The organism is Streptomyces sp. NPDC093591, from assembly GCF_044764885.1.
GTDB lineage: Bacteria > Actinomycetota > Actinomycetes > Streptomycetales > Streptomycetaceae > Streptomyces.
Genome location: NZ_JBIWIY010000007.1, coordinates 217,079 through 238,607, shown reverse-complemented (window position 1 = coordinate 238,607; position 21,529 = coordinate 217,079). Strand labels below are relative to the sequence as shown.

The window sequence follows — 21,529 nt, the reverse complement described above, 5'->3', positions numbered from 1 at the left end:
CGGTTCGTATCCGGAACATCCGTCCGGTTAGGCTCATGACATGTATGCCTGGCCCGCTTCTGAGGTCCCCGCCCTGCCTGGTCAGGGCCGCGACCTGAGGATCCACGACACCGCGACCGGCGGTCCGGTCACCCTCGACCCCGGTCCCGTCGCCCGTATCTACGTCTGCGGCATCACCCCGTACGACGCGACCCACCTGGGTCACGCGGCGACCTACAACGCGTTCGACCTCGTCCAGCGCGTGTGGCTCGACACCAAGCGGCAGGTTCACTACGTCCAGAACGTCACCGACATCGACGATCCGCTCCTGGAGCGGGCCGAGCGCGACAACATCGACTGGGCCGCCCTCGCAGAGAAGGAGACCGCCCTCTTCCGCGAGGACATGACCGCCCTGCGCATGCTGCCCCCGCGGCACTTCATCGGCGCCGTCGAGGCGATACCCGGCATCGTGCCGCTCGTGGAGCGGCTGCGGGACGCCGGGGCCGCGTACGAGCTCGAAGGGGACATCTACTTCTCCGTCGAGTCCGACCCGGACTTCGGCAAGGTGTCGGGCCTCGACGCCGCCGCGATGCGACTGCTGTCCGCCGAGCGCGGCGGCGACCCGGACCGTCCGGGCAAGAAGAACCCGCTCGACCCGATGCTGTGGATGGCCGCCCGCGAGGGCGAGCCCAGATGGGACGGCGGTTCGCTCGGGCGCGGCAGGCCCGGCTGGCACATCGAGTGCGTCGCGATCGCCCTCGACCACCTCGGCATGGGCTTCGACGTCCAGGGCGGCGGCTCCGACCTCGCCTTCCCGCACCACGAGATGGGCGCCTCGCACGCCCAGGTGCTGACCGGCGAGTTCCCCATGGCCAAGGCGTACGTCCACGCCGGCATGGTCGCCCTGCACGGCGAGAAGATGTCCAAGTCCAAGGGGAACCTGGTCTTCGTGTCGCAGCTGCGGCGCGAAGGCGTCGACCCCGCCGCCATCCGGCTCGCCCTCCTCGCCCACCACTACCGGGCCGACTGGGAGTGGACCGACCAGGTGCTCCAGGACGCCGTCGCCCGTCTCGACCGCTGGCGGGCCGCCGTCTCCCGGCCCGACGGCCCGCCCGCCGAGGCGCTCGTCGAGGAGATCCGCGAGGCCCTCGCCAACGACCTGAACGCCCCGGCCGCGCTCGCCGCGGTCGACGGCTGGGTCGTGGCGCAGGAGGAGCGGGGCGGTACGGACACGGGCGCCCCCGGCGTCGTATCGCGGGCCGTCGACGCGCTGCTGGGCGTGGCGCTGTAACCACGGCGGACAGACACGCAAGGGGCGCTTCCTCCCGCCGGAGGAAGCGCCCCGAGTGCGTCGTGGGTGCGTCGCGGTGGGCGTCAGCCCGTCAGATCCGCTGGATGCGGACGCTGCGCAGCACGCTCGGCGACTGGGTGTCCCAGATGCCGATCACCTGGTGGCCGAACGCGAAGGCCTGCTGGATCTGCTGGTGCACCTGCGGGTTCGGGTTGTTGAGAACCCGGAACTGGTTGTTGATGCGCAGGAAGATCTGGTGCGGCTGCCCCTGGAGCGGGTGAACGATGTCGACGAAGCCGTTCGCCACACCGGAGGCGAGCGCCTGGGCCTGCACCTGCTGCACGACCTGCTGCACCGCCGCCAGCGCGACCTGCTGGAGCTGCTGCTGCATCTGCTGCTCGGCCTGCTGCGCCTGTTGGTCCTGCTGACCCTGCTGCTGCCCGCCGAAGGGCTGGCCCAGCTGCTGCAACAGCTGCTGGAACGGCTGCTGCTGACCGAGCTGCTGGAGCTGCTCCAGGGAGCCGCTCATGCCGTACGGCTGCTGCTGGCCGTAGCCCTGCTGCTGGCCGTAGCCCTGCTGCTGACCGAACGGCTGCTGCGCGTACGGCTGCTGCCCGTACGGCGACGTGCTGGGGAACTGCTGGCCCTGCTGTTGTCCCATGTGACTCATCTGCGGGGTGGTGCTCATGCGGGTGTCACCTTCCCTTGATGTGATGGGCTTGCCTTGATGTGATGGGCCGCGTCAGCCGGTGATGACCAGACCGACGATCTCGTCGTCCGAGAACCAGACCCGGACTTCGGGCCGTCCCCCCGCGAAGGCGGTGTGGACCGCCTGACGGATCTCCGGGGACGGATGATTGAGGTTGCGCCACTCGCCGGCCACGAACAGCCGGAGCCTGGGCGGAAGTTCACGTGGATACGGCAGCAGCTCGTCCCAGTACCGCTCGGCCCTGCCCGAGCCGACCGCCTGCGGCACCAGGTGGGTGACCGCCGCCTTGATGTCGGGCCGGTTGCCGATCCGCTGGGAGGCGGGCCGGCCCGGCGCGTCCTGCTGCGGAGAGCCGGTGGCCCGCAGGACGGCGCGGGCCCGTTCCGGGGACATCGGCTCCTGGCCCGCCGCCTTGAGCATGCCCTGCAGCGCGGCCAGCGCGCCGACCACGATCGGGGAGGCGGACGACGTCCCCGAGAACGTGTCGGTGTACCAGGCGATCTCCTCCGGCCCGCCCTGAAGATCGCCGGGCCGGTCCCAGAAGCCGCCGGTCGTCGTCACCTCGCGGCCCCAGCCCTGGGCGTCCACGCGGGCGCCGTAGTTGGAGAACGCGAGCCGTGAGCGGTCCGGGCCGTGGTCACGGCCGTGCGTGCCGGGCGGCGGGGCGCCCGCGCCGACCAGGACGGCACCGGAGGTCGGGTTGGACGGGTTGAACGGGTTGCGCCACGACTCCGGGAAGCCGTCCGGGCGGCGCTCGTAGACCGCGTCGTCGAGCGACTCGGCGCCGTTCCCCGCGGCCGCCACCACGAGGACGCCCTTGGCGGTGGCGTGGCGGACGGCGGCGAGGTCGTCCGGCCACCACTCCAGCGGCACGTAGCCGCGCTGGTCGTCGCGGTCGGCGTACTCGAACCGGGGCCCCGGGCGGTGCAGTTCGACCAGCACGATGTCGCCGGGGCTCAGCCGGTCCGCCGCCGCGTGGATCGCGGCCGCCGTGCCGATGCCCTGGAAGGACGCGGCCGCGGTCACCGTGTCGGGGACGATGCCGGTGACGCCGTACTCGCCCCGGTCGCCGCCGATCACCCCGATCACGGCGGTGCCGTGGTTGCGCCAGGCGAGGTCGGCCATCGGCGTGCCGACCACGACACCGGCCAGCTTGGCGGCCAGGTCCTCGTGGCCGAGCTGCCAGGAGCCCTCCACGTCGACCACGGTCACGCCCTGACCGGTGCCGCCGGGCCGCTGCCAGGCCCAGTACGCGTCGACGCCCTCGGGCGCGGGCCGCAGATAGCCCTGCCGGCCGGTGTAGTCGGGCGTGACCGGCGCGCCCTCCTTCAGGCGCCCGCTGTCCTCCCCGACCTGCCCGAGGGAGGCCGGCACCGCGCCCGGCTTCACGTACGCCGAGTCGATCCCCGGCAGCGCGGCGATGCGCGCCCGCAGCTCCTCGGCGCGGCTCTCCCCGCCGCGCACCCGGTAGAACAGCGCGAGGTCGGGCACGTCCTCGGCGCCGGTGGCCTGCTGGAGCCGCTCCTCGTTGCCGAACAGCGGCTCCAGCGCGAGTTGTTCGTCGGTGAGGAACATGTCGAGAGCCGAGGTGTCGGCGCCCGACACCGACCGCACGCCCTCGGCCCGGGCGCGCAGCCCGGCCTCCGGGCGGGCGACGACGATCAGTTCCCGCTCGGCTCCTCGATAAGTGAATCCCGCTCCGTCGGGCCCCGGCCCGGACGCTCCCGGGCCCTGCGCCGGTTGTGCCTGGTCGGTCATCGTCTGCCGCTCCCTTCGGTTCCTGCGGATCCCAAGTGCGGGTGGTGCGGCGCGCCTTCGGGGGACAACCAAGCACTCCCTGCCCGGTCCGTCCAGACCGCGTTCGCCAACTCGGTTTGAAAACAAGTTGAATTGGGCAACGTGAGCAATCCGTCCTGAAAGAGATGTCACGCCACAATCGGGCCAGAAGCTGTCCAGACGCTGTCGAGAGGCTGTCCCATGCTGCGGAGGCGGTCGGCGTGTGGTGTGGTGGAAGAGTCAGTTGACCGTTGGACCAGCTGTTGGCCGGTCCTGTCCGCGGAAGGACGCACCGTGTCCCCCGAACGCCGCTCCTTCGCACCTCGCCCCACCCGCCGCGCACTCCTCGCGGCCGGCGCCGCCACCGCCGGCGCCGTACTCGTCGGATCCGCCGGCACCTCCGCCGCGGCGGCCGGAAAGACCCGGCCCTCCGTGATCCACCTCCCGAACGGTTTCCGCCCGGAGGGCATCACCATCGGCGGCGGACCGTACGCCTACCTCGGCTCGCTCGGCGACGGCTCGATCTACCGCGCCGACCTGCGCACCGGCGAAGGCGGCATTATCTCCGCCGGGCCCGGCACGCCCTCGGTCGGCCTCAAACTCGACGACCGGGGACGCCTGTTCGTCGCCGGACGCGGCCAGGGCGCCCGCGTCGTGGACGCCCGCACCGGCGAGATCCTCGCCTCGTACGTCCTCACCACGGCGACCCCGACCTTCGCCAACGACGTGTTCCTGACCCCGCGCACGGCCTGGTTCACCGACTCCTACCGGCCCGCGCTGTACGCCCTGCCGCTCGGCCGGCGCGGCGAACTGCCGGACACGGACGACATCGTGACGCTCACCCTGAGCGGCGACTGGAGCCAGTCCCCCGGCGAGGTCGTCAACGCCAACGGCATCACCCGCACCCCCGACGGCTCCGCCCTCCTCGTCGTGCAGTCCGGCGTCGGCCGCCTGCACCGGGTGAACCCGCGCACCGGCGTCACCGAGCTCGTCGATCTCGGTGACGCGGCCCCGCTCACCAACGGCGACGGCCTGCTGCTGACCGGACGGACGCTGTACGTCGTACAGAACCGGCAGAACGCGATCGACGTGTTCAAGCTGGCCGCCGACGGCCGCAGCGGCGTCTTCCAGCGCCGGATCACCGACCCGCTCTTCGACGTGCCGACCACGGTGGCCGCCCACCAGGGCCGCCTCTACCTGCCCAACGCGCGCTTCACGACCACACCGACGCCGGAGACGACGTACGACGTGATCTCCGTGCCGGCGTGACGAGACCCGTCCCCACGGAACGGACGAGGGCGGTGCGTCCGGCGCACCGCCCTCGTCCTCACTCCTCCGGCGACTCCGACGACCCCGACGGCCCGTCGTCGTCCGTGCCGCTCGGCTTCGGCGGCTTGGGCGGCTTCGTACGGCCGCCCGGGTTGTCCCTCAGGAACGGCCCGGCCTCTCCGCTCTCCGTGGCGTGCCCGCCCGCAGACGGGCCGCCGCCGTCCCGTCTGCGCAGATACCGCTCGAACTCGCGGGCGATCGCCTCGCCCGACGCCTCCGGCAGCTCCGCGGTGTCCCGGGCCTCCTCCAGCGACTGCACATACTCGGCGACCTCGCTGTCCTCGGCGGCCAGCTGGTCCACGCCGACCTGCCAGGCGCGCGCGTCCTCGGGCAGTTCGCCCAGCGGGATGCGCACGTCGATCAGGTCCTCCAGGCGGTTGAGGAGGGCCAGCGTCGCCTTCGGGTTGGGCGGCTGCGAGACGTAGTGCGGTACGGCGGCCCACAGCGACACCGCCGGCACGCCGGCGTGCGTGCAGGCCTCCTGGAGGACGCCGACGATGCCCGTGGGGCCCTCGTACTTGGTCTCCTCCAGATCCATGCGGCGGGCCAGGTCCGTGTCGGACGTGGTGCCGCTGATCGGGACCGGACGCGTGTGCGGGGTGTCGCCGAGCAGAGCGCCCAGGATGACCACCAGCTCCACACCCAGCTCGTGCGCGAAGCCGAGCAGTTCGTTGCAGAACGAACGCCACCGCATGGACGGTTCGATACCCCGGACGAGTACGAGATCACGTGGCTTCTCGCCGCCGACGCGGACCACCGACAACCTTGTCGTCGGCCAAGTGATCTTCCTCACCCCGGCATCCATCCACACCGTGGGGCGGTTGACCTGGAAGTCGTAGTAGTCCTCGGCGTCCAGCGCCGCGAACACCTCGCCCTTCCACTCCCTGTCCAGATGCGCGACCGCGGTGGAGGCGGCGTCGCCGGCATCGTTCCAGCCCTCGAACGCGGCCACCATGACCGGGTCGATCAGCTCGGGAACCCCCTCGAGCTCGATCACCCAGCGCCTCCTTCCGACGTGCCCTCGCTTGACCACACAACCTTACGGCGTGCGGCGGGGGCGCCCGCAGCCCCCTTGCACGGGGGAGTGAACGGATCACTGCCCCGTTCGCCACCCCGGAACACCCGCTAGAGATCCGATGTCCGACGAAGGCGTGCCTAAGCGGACCGCCAGGTCACAGCGTCGACCGCAGCCACTGCTCCACGCTCGCGATGTGCACCGTGGCCCACGACCGCGCCGCCTCCGCGTCCCGGTCCCGCAGCGCCGCCAGGATCGCCCGGTGCTCGTGCAGGGTCCGGCTCACCGCGTCCTCCTGGGTCAGGCCCCGCCAGATGCGCGCCCGCGTCGTCGGCCCCGACAGACCGTCGAGGAGCGAACACAGCACCGAGTTCCCCGAGCTCTGCACGATGCCCCGGTGGAACTCCAGGTCGCAGGCGACGAGCTCCTCCACCGACGGGGCGTCGCCGAGCTTGTCCAGCTGGTTGGCCAGCGCGTCCAGTTGCTGCTCGCTGATCCGCGACGCCGCCATCGCCGTGGCGGCCGGCTCCAGAATGCGGCGCACGGCGAGGAACTCCAGCACCGTGTCGTCGCGGTGGAAGTCGACGACGAAGCTCAGCGCCTCCAGCAGCAGCTGCGGGTCCAGGCTCGTGACGTAGGTGCCGTCGCCCTGCCGTACGTCCAGGATCCGGATCAGCGACAGGGCCCGCACGGCCTCCCGTAGGGAGTTGCGGGACAGCCCGAGATCGGCGGCCAGCTCACTCTCCTTGGGGAGCCGGTCGCCGGGGCGCAGCGCGCCGGAGACGATCATGCCCTTGATCTTCTCGATCGCCTCGTCGGTGACTGCCATGGCCGCCCTCCCGGTCGTTCAGGACGCCGTGCAAGACATCCGACGTCTCAGCCCACATTATGCGGCCTGTTCAGACGAGCGCCTCCAGACCGGCGATCACCGCTTCCTCGTCCATCGTCGTCAGCACCCGGTCCCACATCAGCACGCGTCCGTCGACGACCGTGTCCCGCACGTCCGCCGAGTGCGCCGCGTACGCCAGCGTGGACCACGGATCGTGCGGCGGACGCAGATGCGGGGCGCTCAGGTCGAGCACGATCAGGTCGGCCCGCTTGCCGGCCTCCAGCGAGCCCAGCTGTGCCCCGAGCCCCAGCGCCCGCGCGCCCTCGATCGTCGCCAGGCGTACGGCACGCTCGGCGCCGACCGCCGTGGGGTCGCCGCCCGCCTTGTGCACCAGCGCCGCCTGCCGCACCGCCCCCAGCACGTCCAGGGTGTTGGAGCTGACGGCCCCGTCCGTGCCGAGCCCGACGGTCACGCCGGCGCTCAGCAGCCGGGGCACCGGCGCGATGCCGCAGCCCAGCTTCAGGTTCGACACGGGACAGTGGGCCACGGACGTGCCGGTGCGGGCCAGCGCGGCGATCTCCGGCCCGTTGAGCTCCACGGCATGGGCGAGCAGCAGGTCGGGGCCGAGCAGCCCGAGGGAGTCGAGCAGTTCCACCGGGCGTTTGCCGTACCGCACCTCGACGGTGGCGACCTCGGTCGCGTTCTCGGCGGCGTGGATGTGCAGCAGCGCCCCGAACTCCCGTGCCAGGGCGGCGATCTCGGTGAGCTGGTCGGGGGAGAGGGTGTAGGTGGAGTGCGCGAAGAGGACGGGCCGCCGGCCACCCCGCGCCGGACCGCGCGCCTCCAGGTCCCGGCGGGCCCACGCCATCCGGTCCTCGTGGGCGAGCTTGTCCGGCGGCTCCGGCACGTCCATGAAGGTGGGCCCGGTCAGCAGCCGCCAGCCCGACTCGCGGGCCGCCCGCTCGGCCGCCTCGTGGAACCAGTACATGTCCAGCGCCGACGTCACCCCGGCCCGTACGCTCTCGGCCACCGCCACCCGCACCGCGGCCGCCACGTTCTTCGGGGACAGCAGCTCGGCCTCCCACCGCAGCACCCGCTCCAGGAACCCCTGGAGCGTGACGTCGTCGGCGCGACCGCGCAGCAGGGTCATCGCGAGGTGGGTGTGGGTGTTGATCAGGCCGGGGAGGACCAGGCAGCCCGCGGCGTCGACGGACTCCGCCGCGGTGAACCGCGCACACAGTTCGGCGGCGGGCCCGACGGCGACGATCTCGCCCTCGTGGACGGCGACCGCCCCGCCGCGTACGACGGTTCCGGCGTCGTCGACCGTCAGGACGTCACCGCCGTGGACCAACAGGTCGATCACGCTCACGCCGCACTCCCCTCCGAACGGCCGGCGGCATGCTCCTCCGCCGGCAGCCGCGGCGCCTCCAGCGAGACCACCGAGCCCCGCTCCAGGCCTGCCGCGACGGCCTCCCGGTGCGGGTCGTACCCGCCTGGCGGTGAGGGGGAGTCCTCGTCAAGGAGTTCGTCGGCGCCGTCCACGACCAGCGCGCCCCCGGCGATCAGCTCTCGCGGCGAGGCCGTCACCAGCAGCGCCGAGAGCTCCCTTTCGATCGTGCTCACGCCGCGCCCTCCTCGGGACGATCCGCGCGGTACTCCTTCGCCAGCAGCCGCAGCGCCTCCAGCGACACCACCGCGCCCCGCTCCACACCGGCCGCGACGACCTCGCGGTGCGGGTCGTAGGCGCTGGTGCCCTCGTCGTCGACAAGCTCGTCCGCGTTCGCCCCGTCGATGACGAGCACGCCGTCGGCGACGATGTCCCGCAGCGAGGCGGTGACGAGGAGCGCCGACAGCTCCATCTCGATCGCCGCGAGCCCGGCACCGTCGTACGAGAACAGCGGCAGCAGCCCCGGCTGGAACGCCGCCCGGGTCCACACGATGCCCCGGTGGTGCGGGGCGCCCGCCGCACGCGCGGCCCGCTGCAGCGCGAGCACCGCCTCGGGGGCGGCGACCGCCGGGTACTCGGGCGGCAGCAACTGCTGGGTGACCCCGTCGTCCCGTACGGCCGCCTCCGCGATGACGAGGTCGCCGTCGCCGATACCCGGCCGCATCGCGCCCGCCGTACCGAACCGGAGGATGGTGTGGACCCCCGCGTCCGCCAGCTCCTGGAACATCAGGATCGCGCCCGGCCCGCCCACCCCGTGCGAGGCGACGGTGACCGGCACGCCCTTCCAACTCCCGCTGAACACGCGGTACTCGCGGTGCTGGGACACCTCTTCGGCACCGTCCAGCAGGGCGGCGACGGCGGCCGCGCGCGCCGGGTCGCCGACGACGACCGCGTGCGCCGGGAGCCCGGTGCGGGGTATGCGGGTGACGGGCAGCGGGTCCTGGGGCAGATCCTGGGTCATGAGGCGGCTCCGGAAGGGCGGATACGGCGACGGCGGCGGGCCGTCGTGAGGAACAGGGCGCCGAGCGTGACGACGTACGGCGCGGCGTCGGTCGCCTGCTGCGGCAGACCGAGGCCCTGGAAGCGGAAGCCGGCCGCCTCCGCGAGGCCGAACAGCAGGGCGGCGAGCAGGACGCCGACCGGGGCGGCGCGGCCGAGCATGACGGCGACGACGGCGATCCAGCCGCGGCCCGCGGTCATGTTCTCGGTGAACAAGGTGACGTTGCCGAGGGCGAGTTGGGCACCGGCCAGCCCGCACAGGACGCCGGAGAGCAGGATCGCCCCGTACTTGTACCCGGCCGGGCTCACCCCGAGCGTCGCCGCCGCGTCCGGGGCCTCGCCGAGCCCGCGCAGCCGCAGCCCCCACACATGCCGGGACAGCAGTACCGCGGCCACCGCGACCGCCGCCCACGACAGATATGTCAGCGGGGTGAAGCCGCCGATCAGCGGGAGCCCGGCGAGTGACGGGTCGTCAAAAGTGCCCTGGACGCCGAAGACGGTACGCAGCAGGAACCCGGTCAGGCCGACGGCCAGCAGGTTCATGGCCACGCCGAGAACGACCGCGTCCCCGCGCAGCGTCACCGCGCCCACGGCCAGGATCAGCGAGTACGCGGCCGCCGCGAGGGCCGCCGCCGGCACGCCGAGCCAGGCGCTGCCGGTGAACCAGCTGGTGGCCACCGCCGTGAAGCAGCCCATCAGCATCATGCCTTCGAGGCCGATGTTGAACACGCCCGCCCGCTCGCAGATCGCGCCGCCGAGCGCGGCCAGCAGGATCGGGGTGAGCGCGCGCAGCGCCGACATCAGCAGATCGGAGTCGAGGAACATCACACCGCCTCCTTACGGCGGCCCGGCCGGCGGCCGGGGAAGCGCAGCCGGGCCGCGAGGAACACGATCACGATCGCCTGGAGCACCTGCGTCAGCTCGCGCGGCACCTCGGTCGTCCGCTCCATCGCGAGCCCGCCGACCTGGAGGACCGCGAAGAAGAACGCGGAGACCACCGTGCCGACCGGGGCCGCCATCGCCAGCAGCGCGGCGGTGAGGCCCGTCCAGGTGTAGCCGGGAGCGGTGAGCGAGCCGTCGACGAAGCGGTACGGGAAGCTCAACACCCCGATGGCGCCCACGAGTCCGGCGAGCGCGCCGGAGACGGACATCAACTTCAGGGTCAGGCCCCGGCGTACGCCGAGAAGCGCGCGTTGAGGCCCGTCATGCGTATCTCGTACCCGACGGCGGTGCGCCGATCCGTGAACCAGTACGCGGCCGCCGCGAGGGCGACGAGCACCAGCCCGACGGTCACGGTCGAGTCGCCGAACGCGGGCAGTGCCACCCCGTCGGGCATCGCCCGGGTCTGCGGGAGGCTGGAGCCGGGCTCCTTGAGCGGGTAGCGGGCCAGGTAGGAGGCGAGCGACACCGCCGGGTAGCTCAGCAGCAGGCTGCTGACCAGCAGCGGGACGCCGAGGTGGTTCTCGCACAGGGCGGCGAGGGCCGCGTAGGCGGCGCCGGCCGCCATGCCGGAGAGAAGGGCGAGGACGACGGTCAGGGGCGCGGGCAGCGGCGAGTACAGGCCGGTCACGGCCGCGGTGATGCCGCCGAGCACCATCTGTCCGTCGCCGCCCAGGTTGATGAGCCGGGCGCGCAGCGGGATCGCCAGCGCCAGCGCCATGCCGAGCACGCTGGTGGCGGTGGTGAGGGTCGAGCCGATGCCGTCGGCGCCGAGCGCGCCGGTCAGGACCGCCTCGTAGGCCGTGAGCGGGTCCGCGCCGGTGCCGACGAGGAAGAGCGCGCCGATGACGACGCCCGCGAGCACGGAGAAGGTGACGGGGGAGCGCAGGGCTCCGGACATCCGGTCGTTCATGTCAGTCGACGGCCTCCACGGCGGCGGTGCCGCCGGCCATGGCGAGGCCCAGCGTCCGCTCGTCCGCCTCGCTCTTGTCGTACGCCGCCGTGATCCGGCCCTCGTACATCACCAGCACCCGGTCCGCGAGCCCCCGGATCTCGCTCAGCTCGGCCGAGACGAGGAGCACGGCGTGACCGGCGTCGCGGTAGGCGATCAGCTGGTCGTGGATGTTCTGGATCGCCCCGATGTCCACGCCGCGCGTCGGCTGCTCGACGAGCAACAGCGGCGCGTCATGGGCGAGTTCGCGGCCGATCAGCAGCTTCTGGAGGTTGCCGCCGGACAGCGCGGAGGCGGGCACCTCGGGGGCGGACGCCTTGATGCCGAAGCGCTCCATGAGACGCCGGGCGTGGGCGCGGACGGCCGCGGGCGGCAGCAGGCCGCGGGAGGACAGGGACGTACGGTGGTGGCCCATCGCGAGGTTGTCCGCGACCGATGCCGCCGGCGCCGTACCGACCGCGTGGCGGTCCTCGGGGACGTACGCCAGCCCCTTGAGGCGGCGTTCGGTGGCGGAGGCATGGGTGATCTCCTCGCCCTGGAGCGTCACTTGCCCGGCCGTGACCGGCCGCAGTCCGGCCAGTGCCTCGACCAGCTCGCTCTGCCCGTTGCCCGCGACGCCCGCGATACCGACGATCTCCCCGGCGCGGACGGTCAGACCGACGTCGTGCACGGCGTCGGTGGCGAGGCCGGACGCCTCCAGGACCACGTCACCCGGCGTGCCCGGCGCGTGGATACGGTCCAGTTCCACCGCGCGGCCGGTCATCGCGGCGGCGATCTCGTCGGCGGAGGTCTCCGCCGTGACCAGCCGGGCCACGACCCGGCCGTCCCGCAGGACGGTCACGCGGTCGCTGCCCTCCAGCACCTCGCGCAGCTTGTGCGTGACAAGGATCACCGTGCGGCCCTCGGCGGCCAGCGACTTGAGCACCGCGAACAGGGCGTCCGCCTCGGCCGGCGTGAGCACGGCGGTCGGCTCGTCGAGGATGAGCGTGCGGGCGCCCCGGTGCAGCAGCTTGAGGATCTCCACGCGCTGACGCACGCCGACCGGCAGGTCCCCGACCCGGGCGTCCGGATCGACGAACAGCCCATGCTCCTCGGCGAGTTCACTCACCCGGCGGCGGGCCGCGGCCCGGTCCACCAGGCCGAAGCGGCGCGGCTCGGCGGCGTACACCACGTTCTCGGCGACCGTCAGCGCGTCGAACAGCTTGAAGCTCTGGTGGACCATGCCGAGCCCGGCGGCCATGGCGTCGGACGGGCTGCCGAAGCCGTGCTCGACGGCCTGCCCGTCGATCCGGACGGTCCCGGCGTCGGCGCGCTCCATGCCGTACAGGATCGACATGAGCGTCGACTTGCCCGCGCCGTTCTCGCCCATGAGCGCGTGGATCTCACCGCGGTGGACGGTCAGGTCGACGGCGTCGTTGGCGAGCGTGCCGGGGAACCGTTTGGTGATTCCCCGGAGCTCGACGGCCGGTTCAGCTCGCGGCGGGGTCATCTACCGTCAGCTTCCCGGCCACGATCTGGTCGCGCAGCGCCTCGACCTTCTTCAGGACGTCCTTGTGGTCGGCGATCACGCACTTCGACGACTCCACACCGTCCTCAAGACCCGTCAGGCTGATGCCGCCCTCCTTCAGGCCGTACGAGACGGTCGTGCCCGTCTTTCCGGCGAGGACGGCGTCGATGCCCTTGTCCACGGCGACGTCCGTGCGCTTGATCACGTTGTCGACGACCGTGCCGGGCGCCGAGACGCACTGGTTGACGTCGACGCCGTACGCGAACGCGCCCTTGGCCTTCGCCGCCTCGAAGACGCCGTAGTTGCCGGCCGCCGCGGCCGCCATGATCTGGTCGTAGCCCTTGGAGAGCAGGGTGTTCGCCTGCTCCTTGGCACGGGCCGAGTCGTCGAAGGGGGACTGTCCGCCCACGAAGCGCGTCGAGGTCTCCGTCTTGGCGGCGACCTTCTTGGCGCCGGCCGCGAACGGGTCGCTGTAGCGCCGGAACTGGGGCGTGTCGAGGACGTCGACCGCGCCGACCTTGCCGGACTTGCTGAGCAGGCCCGCCTCGGCGCCCGCGAGGTAGACGCCCTCGTGCTCGCGGAAGACGGCGCAGCTGACGTTCTCGTACGTCTTCGTCGTGCAGGCGTCGACGATCAGGAACTGCTGCTTCGGGTTCTTCTCGGCCTGCTGGGCGACGAGGTCGGCGAACTCGAAGCCGACCAGCACGATGACGTCCGGCTGGGCCTCGACGGCGGCCTGCACGTTCTGCTGCTGGGAGGCGGTGTCCGTGGACTCGTAGACCTTCTGCGATCCGTCGTGCCGCTTCGCCGCGTCCTTGATGCCGCTGACGGCGAGCTTCAGGAACTCGTTCTGGCCGACGGCGTCCGGGGTGACAAGGGTGAAGGTCTTGCCGCTGCCGCCGCTCGCGCTGTCGGATGCCTCGTTCTTGGCAGCGGCGTTGCAGGCGGTGGCCGCGGTGACCACGAGCGCGGTGGTGGCGGCGAGTTGCAGGGTACGGCGGAGTCTGCGGGGCATCGAGGGACCTTCCGGGAAGCCTTCCGGGGAACGGCAAGGCGCGCTCGGCGGTGAACGCGTGCGGTGAGAGCGGGCGACGGGAAGAGAGGCTGAGGTGGGGGCGGTTCAGCGGGGACAGCCGTCGCCGGCGCAGCGGCCGAAGTCCAGGAAGCGGCGCTTGGTGAGCAGCACTCGTCCTCCTCGTCTCGGCCTGCGGGCTGCGCGGGTGGCTGGACTGTACACCTGATGTTCGGACATCCGCTCAACTGTCTCGAACTGTGGTTCTTCGAGGTCATGTACGGTGACGGACACCCACAGGAGCAGCAGGAGTGTCCCCTTATGTCCCAGGAAGTGCGGCCCATGGCCGAGGAATTGCGTGCCGTCCACTGGACCGGAACCAGCCTCGCGCTGATCGACCAGACCGTGCTCCCGCACCGCACCGAGACGATGGACGTCCGTGACGTGGACACCCTGGTCGACGCGATCCGGCGGCTCGTCGTGCGCGGCGCGCCCGCGATCGGCGCCGCCGGGGCCTACGGCGTCGCGCTCGCGCTGCTCCAGGGGGAGCGGGAGGGCTGGCCGGCCGACGAGGTGCGCGCGGCCGTGGCCCGAGTCCGTGAGGCCCGGCCCACCGCCGTCAACCTCATGGTGTGCGTGGACCGCGTCATGACCCGCTTCGACGAGGGCCTCGACGCCGTGCTGGAGGAGGCCGCCGCCGTCCAGCGCGAGGACGTCGAGGCCAACCGCGCCATGGGCGCCTACGGCGCCGACTGGCTGCTCGAACGCGTCGGCGCGGACCGGCCGTTGCGCGTCCTCACCCACTGCAACACCGGCGCGCTCGCCACGACCGGCTGGGGCACGGCACTCGGCGTCATCCGCGAACTGCACGCGCGCGGGCGGCTGGAGGTCGTGTACGCCGACGAGACGCGCCCGCTGCTCCAGGGATCCCGCCTGACCGCCTGGGAGCTGGTCCAGGAAGGCATCCCGCACTACGTCCAGGCCGACGGGGCCGCGGCCGGCACCATCCTGCGCGGCGAGGTCGACGCGGCGGTCGTCGGCGCCGACCGGATCGCCGCCAACGGCGACACCGCGAACAAGGTCGGCACCGTGGGCGTGGCCCTGGCCTGCGCCGACGCCGGGATCCCGTTCCTGGTGGCGGCGCCCACGACCACCGTCGACCTGGCCACGAAGACCGGCGACGACATCCACATCGAACTCCGGGGCGAGGACGAGGTGCTGGAGTGGGGCGGCCTACGGACGGCTCCGGCCGGGTCGCGCGGCCACAACCCGGCGTTCGACGTCACCCCGGGGCGCCTGGTGACGGGACTGGTGACCGAGCGGGGCGTGCTGGAAGTGGCTTCCGGCCAGCTGCCCGCTGACCACCTGAAGTAGCCGAAGAAGGGATCCCCGGCCTCGGGGATCCCTTCCCTGGTGTCAGCGCTGGGACAGCTCCAACTCCAGCAGCCACTCCACCACTTCGGTGTGGTGCCGGGCCTGGCGCGGGTTGTCGCCCCACACGTACAGCCCGTGTCCGGCCACGACCACCGCGGGCATGCGAGGATCGCGCGCGGCCTCCAGGCGGTCGCCGAGGACCTTCATGTCCTGGCTGTTGGCGATGACCGGCAGGGTCACCTCGACGTCGTGGGCGGGCTGGCCGACGCCCTTGAGCATCTCCAGGTCCTTGAAGACGATGCCGCCGGGCGCACGGCGGCCCATCGCCACGGACGCGACCGTGTGGACGTGGACCACGGCCCCGGCGCCGGTCAGCGCGGCCACACGCGCGTGCAGTTCGGCCTCGGCGGACGGCTTGCCGCCCCGCACCGCGGCGCCCTGCCCGTCGACCAGCACCACGTCCGCGGGCGTCAGTTCGCCCTTGTCGTGCCCGCTGGCCGTGACCGCGAGCCGCAGCGGGTCGCGGGACAGCACCACGGACAGGTTGCCCGAGGTGCCCCGCATCCAGCCGAAGGACGCGAACCGGGCGGACTCGGCGGCCAGCACCGCGCCCGCCTCCTCCAGGTCGAGTTGGCTGATCTCGGTGGTCACGTGCTGCTCCCGGAAGTGGTGATGGTGATCTCGTCGAACGTCCCCGCCTGCGCGTGGTCGCCGACGCCCTGCTCGTAGTACGGCTCCCCGGGCCGCCGGACACCGACCGCCCACCAGTCCGCCGCGCGGGCCGCGTCCAGCTCGCCGGGGCGGTCGGAGAGGAAGAGGAGACGGGCGGGCTCGATGCCGGTCGACTCCGCGATGCGGCGGTAGGACTCCGGCTCCTGCTTGGGGCCCGCGTTCTCGGTGTCGTACAGACCGCAGACGAGGGACGTCAGGTCGCCCTCCGGGCTGTTGCTGAACCACGCCCGCTGGGCGGCCACCGACCCCGAGGAGTAGACGTACAGCCGTACTCCCGCCGAGTGCCAGGCGCGCAGCCGCGGGAGGACGTCGTCGTAGAAGTGCGACACGAGGTCACCGCGGGCGAAGCCCTCGGACCAGATGATGCCCTGGAGGGTCTTCAGCGGGGTGGCCTTGCGGTCCTCGTCCAGCCAGGTGTTGAGGATCTTCTCGACGCGTACGGCGTCGGCGTCCGGCTCTCCCGCCAGCTCCCGCACCTGCGCGACCGCCCGCGCCACCTCAGGGTCGTCGCCGCGCCCGGTGAGCAGCGCGCCGAACCGCGAGCGCGAGTACGGGTACAGCACGTCGACGACGAACCCGGTGGCGCTGGTGGTGCCCTCGATGTCGAGCACCACGGCGTCCACGTCGAACCGCAGGTCCCGCACGCTCACGCGGCGGCCCTGTCGGCCTCGTAGCCGGCCGCGATCGTGTCGTAGTCCGGGAAGCGGGAGGCGATGGCGGAACCGGTGAAGTTGCCGATCCAGCCGTCCTCCTCGTGGAAGAAGCGGATCGCGGTGAAGGACGGCTTCGTGCCCATGTCGAACCAGTGCGTGGTGCCGCGCGGCACGCCGAGCAGGTCGCCCTTCTCGCAGAAGACGGCGTGCACCTCGCCGTTCACGTGGAGGTAGAAGATGCCGGAGCCGGAGACGAAGAAGCGGACCTCGTCATCGTCGTCGTGCGTGTGCTCCTGCAGGAACTTCTCGCGCGCGGCCTTCGCCTTCGCCGGGAACTCCGGGTCGTCGCTGGGGTGCAGGCCCAGGACGTCGACGGTGGTGAAGCCCTCCTCGGCGTTGAGCCGGTCGATCTCCGGGCCGTACGCCGCGAACACCGTGTCGCTGTCCGCGTCGAACGGCACGTCCTCGCGGATCGGCCACTGCTCGTAGCGCACGCCCAGCGGCTTCAGGGCCGCGGCGATCTCGGCGGGGTCCGAGGTGCGGCGGATCAGGGTCTGAGGTCCGGACTCGGGCCAGGTCGTCAGCAGGGTCATGGGTGCAACTCCTGGAACTGGAAGGGGAATCCGGGTACCGAGACAAGCACCCGGAGGGGGAGGTGAGGAAGGGCGCAGCGGGCGGGAAAGCCGGTCGGTGCCGGTCAGCCGCGACACATCGCGCCAGGACAGCACCGCATGCGGGGCATGCGCATCGCTGTCGCGCGAAGAGTCGTCATCAGGGCCTCACCGTGCCGGTTCGGGGTGCCGGTCCCGTGATCGTAACTCCGTCAGGACTCCGTCGAAGCGTCAACCCCGTGTGACGAAGTCGTTGTCTCACGTGCTGAGAAACCGCTTCCATCGCTTTGACGGGTGGCTGAAATCGTTCCCATGATCTCCGTATGAAGACGCTGCTGCTCGTGCGGCGGCTGTACGTGGACTTGCTCCGGTCGACCACAGCCAGCTGTCGCTGACCTCATCCGGAGCTCCCGCACGCCCGCTTTCCGCGGGCTGCCGCACTCGCCCAGCGGTGCGCCGGCCGGTGGTGGCCGCTCATCGGCGGTCGGGTGCCGCGCAAACGGCCGGCCGCGCCGCGCAACGGCCGGTGGCGCCTTCGTGTCCCAGCTCCGGGCCGAGCAACTCCGCATCCTCTCCCCGCACCTGGAGCCCCGTCATGTCCCGCGTCCGCCTTCCCCTCGCCGCGCTCTCCCTCGCCTCCGTCTCCGCCCTGCTCCTCGCGGGCTGCTCGCAGTCCACGGACGCCTCCAAGACCTCCGGCAACACCGCCGCGTCGGCCGCCGCGGCGACCGGCGCCGAGCCCGCCCCCTTCAGCAAGGGCACCGTCAAGGTGGCCCTGGTCCGGCAGAGCGGCGCCGGCGACTACTTCGAGCAGTGGGGCAACGGAGCCAAGGCACAGGCCAAGGCCCTCGGGATCGACCTGACCGTGTACGACGCCCAGGCCGACAACGCCAAGCAGGCCACCGACCTGTCCTCGGCCATCAACTCCGGCGCGCAGGCCATCATCGTCGACCACGGCTTTCCGGCCACCCTCCAGCCGGAGATCGACAAGGCCGTGAAGAAGGGCATCAAGGTCGTCGTCTACGACGTCGAGAGCGCCACCAAGGGCGTCGTCAGCACCAGGCAGAACGACGCGAGCATGGCGCAGGCCGTCCTCGACGTGATGGCGAAGGAACTCGGCAAGAACGCCGAGGTCGGCTACGTCAACGTCGCCGGATACGCCGCCCTCGACAAGCGCGACAGCGTCTGGAAGTCGACGGTCGACGCCCAGGGCTGGAAGCAGCGGTTCAAGGTCGGCAAGGTGACCGACTCCACGGCCACCGACAATGTGCCGCTGGTGTCCGCCGCGCTCACCCAGCACCCCGACGTCACCGGCATCTTCGCCCCGTACGACGAACTCGCCAAGGGCACCGTCCTCGCCGTCCAGAACAAGAAGCTCCAGGACAGGGTGAAGGTCTTCGGCGCGGACGTCTCCAACGCCGACATCCAGAACATGACCGCGGACAACAGCCCCTGGGTCGCCACCGCGGGCACCGACCCGTCGGCCGTCGGCGCCGCCGTCGTGCGTACGACCGCCCTGGAGCTGGCCGGTCAACTGGGCAAGTCCTCCGTCGAGTTCCCGGCCGTCGCCATCACCCAGGACTTCCTGCGCGAGAAGAAGATCGAGAACATGGACCAGCTGCGGGAGGCGCTGCCCGCGCTGAACCTCGCCAAGGTCAGCACCGCGGACTGGATCCCCAATGTCGCCCACTGAGCCTTCCGAACTCCTTGACCCCGCCCCCGCGGTCAGCCTCCGGGACGTCGGCAAGTCCTTCGGCGGCAAGACGGTCCTCGCCTCCGTCTCCCTCGACATCGCACCGGGCAGCGTCGTCGCGCTGCTCGGCGCGAACGGCGCAGGCAAGTCCACGCTGATCAAGATCCTGTCGGGCGTGCACGCGGACCACAGCGGGCAAGTGCGGGTCGCCGGGGAGCCCGCCGCTCTCCAGTCGCCCCTCGCCGCACGGCAGTTGGGCATCCAGACCGTGCACCAGCGCATCGGCGAGGGCATCGTGCCCGGCCTCACGGTCGCCGAGAACCTCGTCTTCGAGGAGCTGGCGCAGAGCCGCGGCAACCCCTTCCTCAACGGGAACAGGCTGCTGGCCCGCGCCCGAGAGATCCAGGCCGGCCTGGGCCTGGACTGGAGCGACTCCCTGTTGCGCCGCGACGTCACCGAACTCGGCATCTCCGACCGCCAGTTGCTCATCCTCGCGCGCGCCCTGGCCACCCGCCCCCGTCTGCTCATCCTCGACGAGCCGACGTCCGCCCTGTCCGCCGCCGAGGCCGAGCGCCTCTTCACGCTCGTCGAGAGGATGCGGGACGACGGCATCGCGGTGCTCTACGTCTCCCACCGCCTCGGCGAGATCGACGCCCTGGCCGACCGCCTGGTCGTCCTGCGGGACGGCCGTCTCACCGAGGACCAGGCCAAGCCGTTCGACTGGGACGCCGCCCTGCGCGCGATGCTGGCCCAGGCGCAGGAGGCGACGACCGCCCGCCCGGTCCGGGAAGGGGCCGAGGGCGAGGTGGCCCTGTCGCTGCGCGGCGTCCGCCTCTTCGAGGGCGGCACACCCCTGGACCTCGACCTGCGCACCGGCGAAGTCACCGGCGTCGTGGGCCTGTTGGGTGCGGGCAAGACCGAGCTGGCCCGAGGCCTGTTCGGCGCCGAGCCCTTCCTGGCGGGCGCGGTCGTGCTGGACGGCAAGGCGTACCAGCCCCGCCGCCCTGCCGACGCCATCCGCAACGGCGTCCACCTGGTGCCCGAGGACCGGCACGCGGACGCACTCGTCCCCGGCTGGTCGCTCGCCCAGAACATCTCACTGCCGTTCCTGAAGTCGCTCTCCCGGGCCGGACTCGTCCGGCGTTCCAAGGAGGACGCCCTCGGCCGCGACACCATCGCCGCCCTCGGCGTCGTCGCCCGCGACGAGCACAGCACCGTCGAGGAACTGTCCGGCGGCAACCAGCAGAAGGTCGTCGTCGGCCGCTGGCTCGCCGAAACCCCCCGCGTCCTGATCCTGGACGAACCGTTCCGAGGCGTGGACATCGGCGCTCGACGGGACATCGGCCGCCGCGCCCGCGCGCTGGCCGCCGAGGGCGCCGCGGTTCTCGTCCTCTCCGCCGACGTCGACGAGATCCTCGAGATCGCCGACCGGGTCGTGGTGCTCGCCGCCGGGGAGGTCCACCTCGACGCCCACGGCGAGGACGTGGAACGCGATCGCGTGATCCAGACGATCTCGGCGTCGGTCTGATGCCGCCCGTCGGCCGTAGGCCTCGTACGCCTCGCAGGCCCCGTATGCCCCGTACCCCTCGTAGGCCTCGTACGCCCGAAGGAAGCAGCACCCCATGACCACCCAGCAGAGCACCGAGGTCCCGGTGAAGGCGGCGATCCCGCCCGCCACCAGCACGGCCGTACGCGTCCAGAACGCCGTCATCAAGTACGGCTTCATCTTCGTCACCGTCGCGCTGTTCCTGTACTTCGCGCTGAGCGAGGGCTCCTTCCGTGAGTCGGCGACCCTCCTCGACACCCTCCGGTACGTCTCGGTCGCCGCGATCCTCGGCCTCGGCGTCACCCTCACCATGGCCGTCGGCGGAATGGACATGTCCGTCGGCGCGGTGGCGGGCCTCGGCGTCTCGGTCGCCGCCCAGACGATGGTCGTCTACAACCAGATCGGCACGATCGCGATCATCGCGGTCCTCGCGGCGGGCGCCCTCGCGGGCCTGCTCAACGCGCTCCTCATCGTCGTACTGAAGATCCCCGACATGCTCGCCACCCTCGGCACCATGTTCGTGATCCAGGGCAGCAAGCTCATCCTGGTCGACGGCCAGTCCATCACCCCCGGCATGACCCTGGACGACGGCACCACGGCCCCCGGCAGGTTCACCGACGGCTTCCTGCGCATCGACCGCGGCACGGTCCTCGGCATCCCCCTCTCCGTGCTGATCTTCGGCGGCCTGACGATCGCCGCCTGGGTCTTCCTCGCCCGCACCCGCTGGGGCCGCGTCCTGTACGCCATCGGCGCCAACCCCGAGGCCTCCCGCCTGGCGGGCATCCGCGTCGGCGCCTACCGTGCGCTCGCCTACGTCCTGTCCGGCGTCCTCGCCTCGATCGGCGGCCTGATCCTGGCGTCCCGCATCGGCCAGGGCGACGTGAGTGCCGGCACCTCGCAGCTGCTGGAGGCGGTCGCGGTGGCCCTCGTCGGCACCTCCGTCCTGGGCCGCGGCCGCCCCAACGTCTGGGGCACGGCCCTCGGCGCCGTCCTGATCGGCATCATCACCACCGGACTGACCATCAAGGGCCTGCCGTACTACACCCAGGACGTCGTCGAGGGCGCGGTCCTCATCCTCGCCCTGGTCTTCAGCTTCACCCTGTCCAAGCGCCGTACCGCATAAGGAAGTTCGAGGA

Annotated in this window: 19 protein-coding genes and 1 pseudogene; 6 read left to right on the top strand and 14 right to left on the bottom strand. The window is 72.0% G+C overall.

The window, feature by feature from the left end:
• Nucleotides 1–40: 40 nt before the first annotated feature.
• Complete coding sequence (gene mshC / locus ACIREI_RS17185; RefSeq protein ID WP_403333395.1) at nucleotides 41–1,270, top strand: cysteine--1-D-myo-inosityl 2-amino-2-deoxy-alpha-D-glucopyranoside ligase; 1,230 nt, start codon at nucleotides 41–43, stop codon at nucleotides 1,268–1,270.
• 91 nt (nucleotides 1,271–1,361) lie between these two features.
• Here mshC and ACIREI_RS17180 read toward each other — a convergent pair whose 3' ends face one another.
• Both ACIREI_RS17180 and ACIREI_RS17175 read right to left on the bottom strand, forming a co-directional pair.
• On the bottom strand, nucleotides 1,362–1,958 hold the full coding sequence (locus tag ACIREI_RS17180; RefSeq protein WP_403333393.1) for a hypothetical protein: 597 nt from the start codon (nucleotides 1,956–1,958) through the stop codon (nucleotides 1,362–1,364).
• 54 nt (nucleotides 1,959–2,012) lie between these two features.
• Nucleotides 2,013–3,737, bottom strand: a complete 1,725-nt coding sequence (locus ACIREI_RS17175) for a S8 family peptidase (RefSeq protein ID WP_403333391.1) — start codon at nucleotides 3,735–3,737, stop codon at nucleotides 2,013–2,015.
• A 312-nt stretch (nucleotides 3,738–4,049) separates the two neighbouring features.
• Here ACIREI_RS17175 and ACIREI_RS17170 point away from each other — a divergent pair, with 312 nt between their 5' ends.
• Nucleotides 4,050–5,024: an SMP-30/gluconolactonase/LRE family protein gene (locus ACIREI_RS17170; protein WP_403333389.1), complete on the top strand. Its 975-nt coding sequence runs from the start codon at nucleotides 4,050–4,052 to the stop codon at nucleotides 5,022–5,024.
• Nucleotides 5,025–5,082: 58 nt separating this feature from the next.
• Here ACIREI_RS17170 and ACIREI_RS17165 read toward each other — a convergent pair whose 3' ends face one another.
• The 9 genes and pseudogenes from ACIREI_RS17165 to ACIREI_RS17125 form a co-directional block, all read right to left on the bottom strand.
• Nucleotides 5,083–6,081, bottom strand: a complete 999-nt coding sequence (locus ACIREI_RS17165) for a PAC2 family protein (RefSeq protein WP_403333387.1) — start codon at nucleotides 6,079–6,081, stop codon at nucleotides 5,083–5,085.
• A gap of 175 nt (nucleotides 6,082–6,256) precedes the next feature.
• On the bottom strand, nucleotides 6,257–6,928 hold the full coding sequence (locus ACIREI_RS17160) for a FadR/GntR family transcriptional regulator (protein WP_403333385.1): 672 nt from the start codon (nucleotides 6,926–6,928) through the stop codon (nucleotides 6,257–6,259).
• A gap of 70 nt (nucleotides 6,929–6,998) precedes the next feature.
• Complete coding sequence (locus tag ACIREI_RS17155) at nucleotides 6,999–8,297, bottom strand: amidohydrolase (protein WP_403333384.1); 1,299 nt, start codon at nucleotides 8,295–8,297, stop codon at nucleotides 6,999–7,001.
• Nucleotides 8,294–8,551 carry a hypothetical protein gene (locus ACIREI_RS17150; protein WP_403333382.1) on the bottom strand — a complete coding sequence of 86 codons (258 nt, stop codon included), beginning with the start codon at nucleotides 8,549–8,551 and terminating at the stop codon, nucleotides 8,294–8,296. Before ACIREI_RS17150 ends, ACIREI_RS17155 begins: the two co-directional genes overlap by 4 nt.
• Nucleotides 8,548–9,324, bottom strand: a complete 777-nt coding sequence (locus tag ACIREI_RS17145) for a purine-nucleoside phosphorylase (protein ID WP_403333699.1) — start codon at nucleotides 9,322–9,324, stop codon at nucleotides 8,548–8,550. Before ACIREI_RS17145 ends, ACIREI_RS17150 begins: the two co-directional genes overlap by 4 nt.
• 8 nt (nucleotides 9,325–9,332) lie before the next feature.
• A complete protein-coding gene (locus tag ACIREI_RS17140) occupies nucleotides 9,333–10,199 on the bottom strand; it encodes an ABC transporter permease (RefSeq protein ID WP_403333380.1) in 867 nt (288 codons plus the stop codon).
• Nucleotides 10,199–11,226 (bottom strand): annotated as a pseudogene (locus tag ACIREI_RS17135) (ABC transporter permease). Before ACIREI_RS17135 ends, ACIREI_RS17140 begins: the two are co-directional and overlap by 1 nt.
• A 1-nt stretch (nucleotide 11,227) precedes the next feature.
• Nucleotides 11,228–12,754, bottom strand: a complete 1,527-nt coding sequence (locus ACIREI_RS17130) for an ABC transporter ATP-binding protein (protein WP_403333378.1) — start codon at nucleotides 12,752–12,754, stop codon at nucleotides 11,228–11,230.
• Nucleotides 12,735–13,787, bottom strand: coding sequence for a BMP family ABC transporter substrate-binding protein (locus tag ACIREI_RS17125; RefSeq protein WP_403333376.1), 1,053 nt, complete (start codon nucleotides 13,785–13,787; stop codon nucleotides 12,735–12,737). Before ACIREI_RS17125 ends, ACIREI_RS17130 begins: the two co-directional genes overlap by 20 nt.
• 339 nt (nucleotides 13,788–14,126) lie before the next feature.
• On the opposite strand from ACIREI_RS17125, the gene mtnA reads away from it, so the two are divergent.
• The gene (gene mtnA / locus ACIREI_RS17120; protein WP_403333697.1) at nucleotides 14,127–15,158 is read left to right on the top strand and encodes an S-methyl-5-thioribose-1-phosphate isomerase; all 1,032 of its coding nucleotides are present in this window, start codon (nucleotides 14,127–14,129) and stop codon (nucleotides 15,156–15,158) included.
• Nucleotides 15,159–15,200: 42 nt separating this feature from the next.
• Here mtnA and mtnB read toward each other — a convergent pair whose 3' ends face one another.
• The 3 genes from mtnB to ACIREI_RS17105 are packed head-to-tail and all read right to left on the bottom strand — an operon-like array spanning nucleotide 15,201 to nucleotide 17,136.
• A complete protein-coding gene (gene mtnB / locus ACIREI_RS17115) occupies nucleotides 15,201–15,809 on the bottom strand; it encodes a methylthioribulose 1-phosphate dehydratase (protein WP_403333374.1) in 609 nt (202 codons plus the stop codon).
• A complete protein-coding gene (gene mtnC / locus ACIREI_RS17110; protein ID WP_403333372.1) occupies nucleotides 15,806–16,540 on the bottom strand; it encodes an acireductone synthase in 735 nt (244 codons plus the stop codon). The genes mtnB and mtnC overlap by 4 nt, the downstream gene beginning before the upstream one ends.
• A complete protein-coding gene (locus ACIREI_RS17105; protein ID WP_403333370.1) occupies nucleotides 16,537–17,136 on the bottom strand; it encodes a 1,2-dihydroxy-3-keto-5-methylthiopentene dioxygenase in 600 nt (199 codons plus the stop codon). Before ACIREI_RS17105 ends, mtnC begins: the two co-directional genes overlap by 4 nt.
• Before the next feature lie 613 nt (nucleotides 17,137–17,749).
• Here ACIREI_RS17105 and ACIREI_RS17100 point away from each other — a divergent pair.
• The 3 genes from ACIREI_RS17100 to ACIREI_RS17090 all read left to right on the top strand — a co-directional run bounded on the left by ACIREI_RS17100 (nucleotide 17,750) and on the right by ACIREI_RS17090 (nucleotide 21,516).
• The gene (locus ACIREI_RS17100; protein WP_403333368.1) at nucleotides 17,750–18,847 is read left to right on the top strand and encodes a substrate-binding domain-containing protein; all 1,098 of its coding nucleotides are present in this window, start codon (nucleotides 17,750–17,752) and stop codon (nucleotides 18,845–18,847) included.
• Complete coding sequence (locus ACIREI_RS17095; RefSeq protein ID WP_403333366.1) at nucleotides 18,834–20,375, top strand: sugar ABC transporter ATP-binding protein; 1,542 nt, start codon at nucleotides 18,834–18,836, stop codon at nucleotides 20,373–20,375. The genes ACIREI_RS17100 and ACIREI_RS17095 overlap by 14 nt, the downstream gene beginning before the upstream one ends.
• Nucleotides 20,376–20,469: 94 nt before the next feature.
• Nucleotides 20,470–21,516: an ABC transporter permease gene (locus tag ACIREI_RS17090; RefSeq protein ID WP_403333364.1), complete on the top strand. Its 1,047-nt coding sequence runs from the start codon at nucleotides 20,470–20,472 to the stop codon at nucleotides 21,514–21,516.
• Nucleotides 21,517–21,529: the final 13 nt, after the last annotated feature.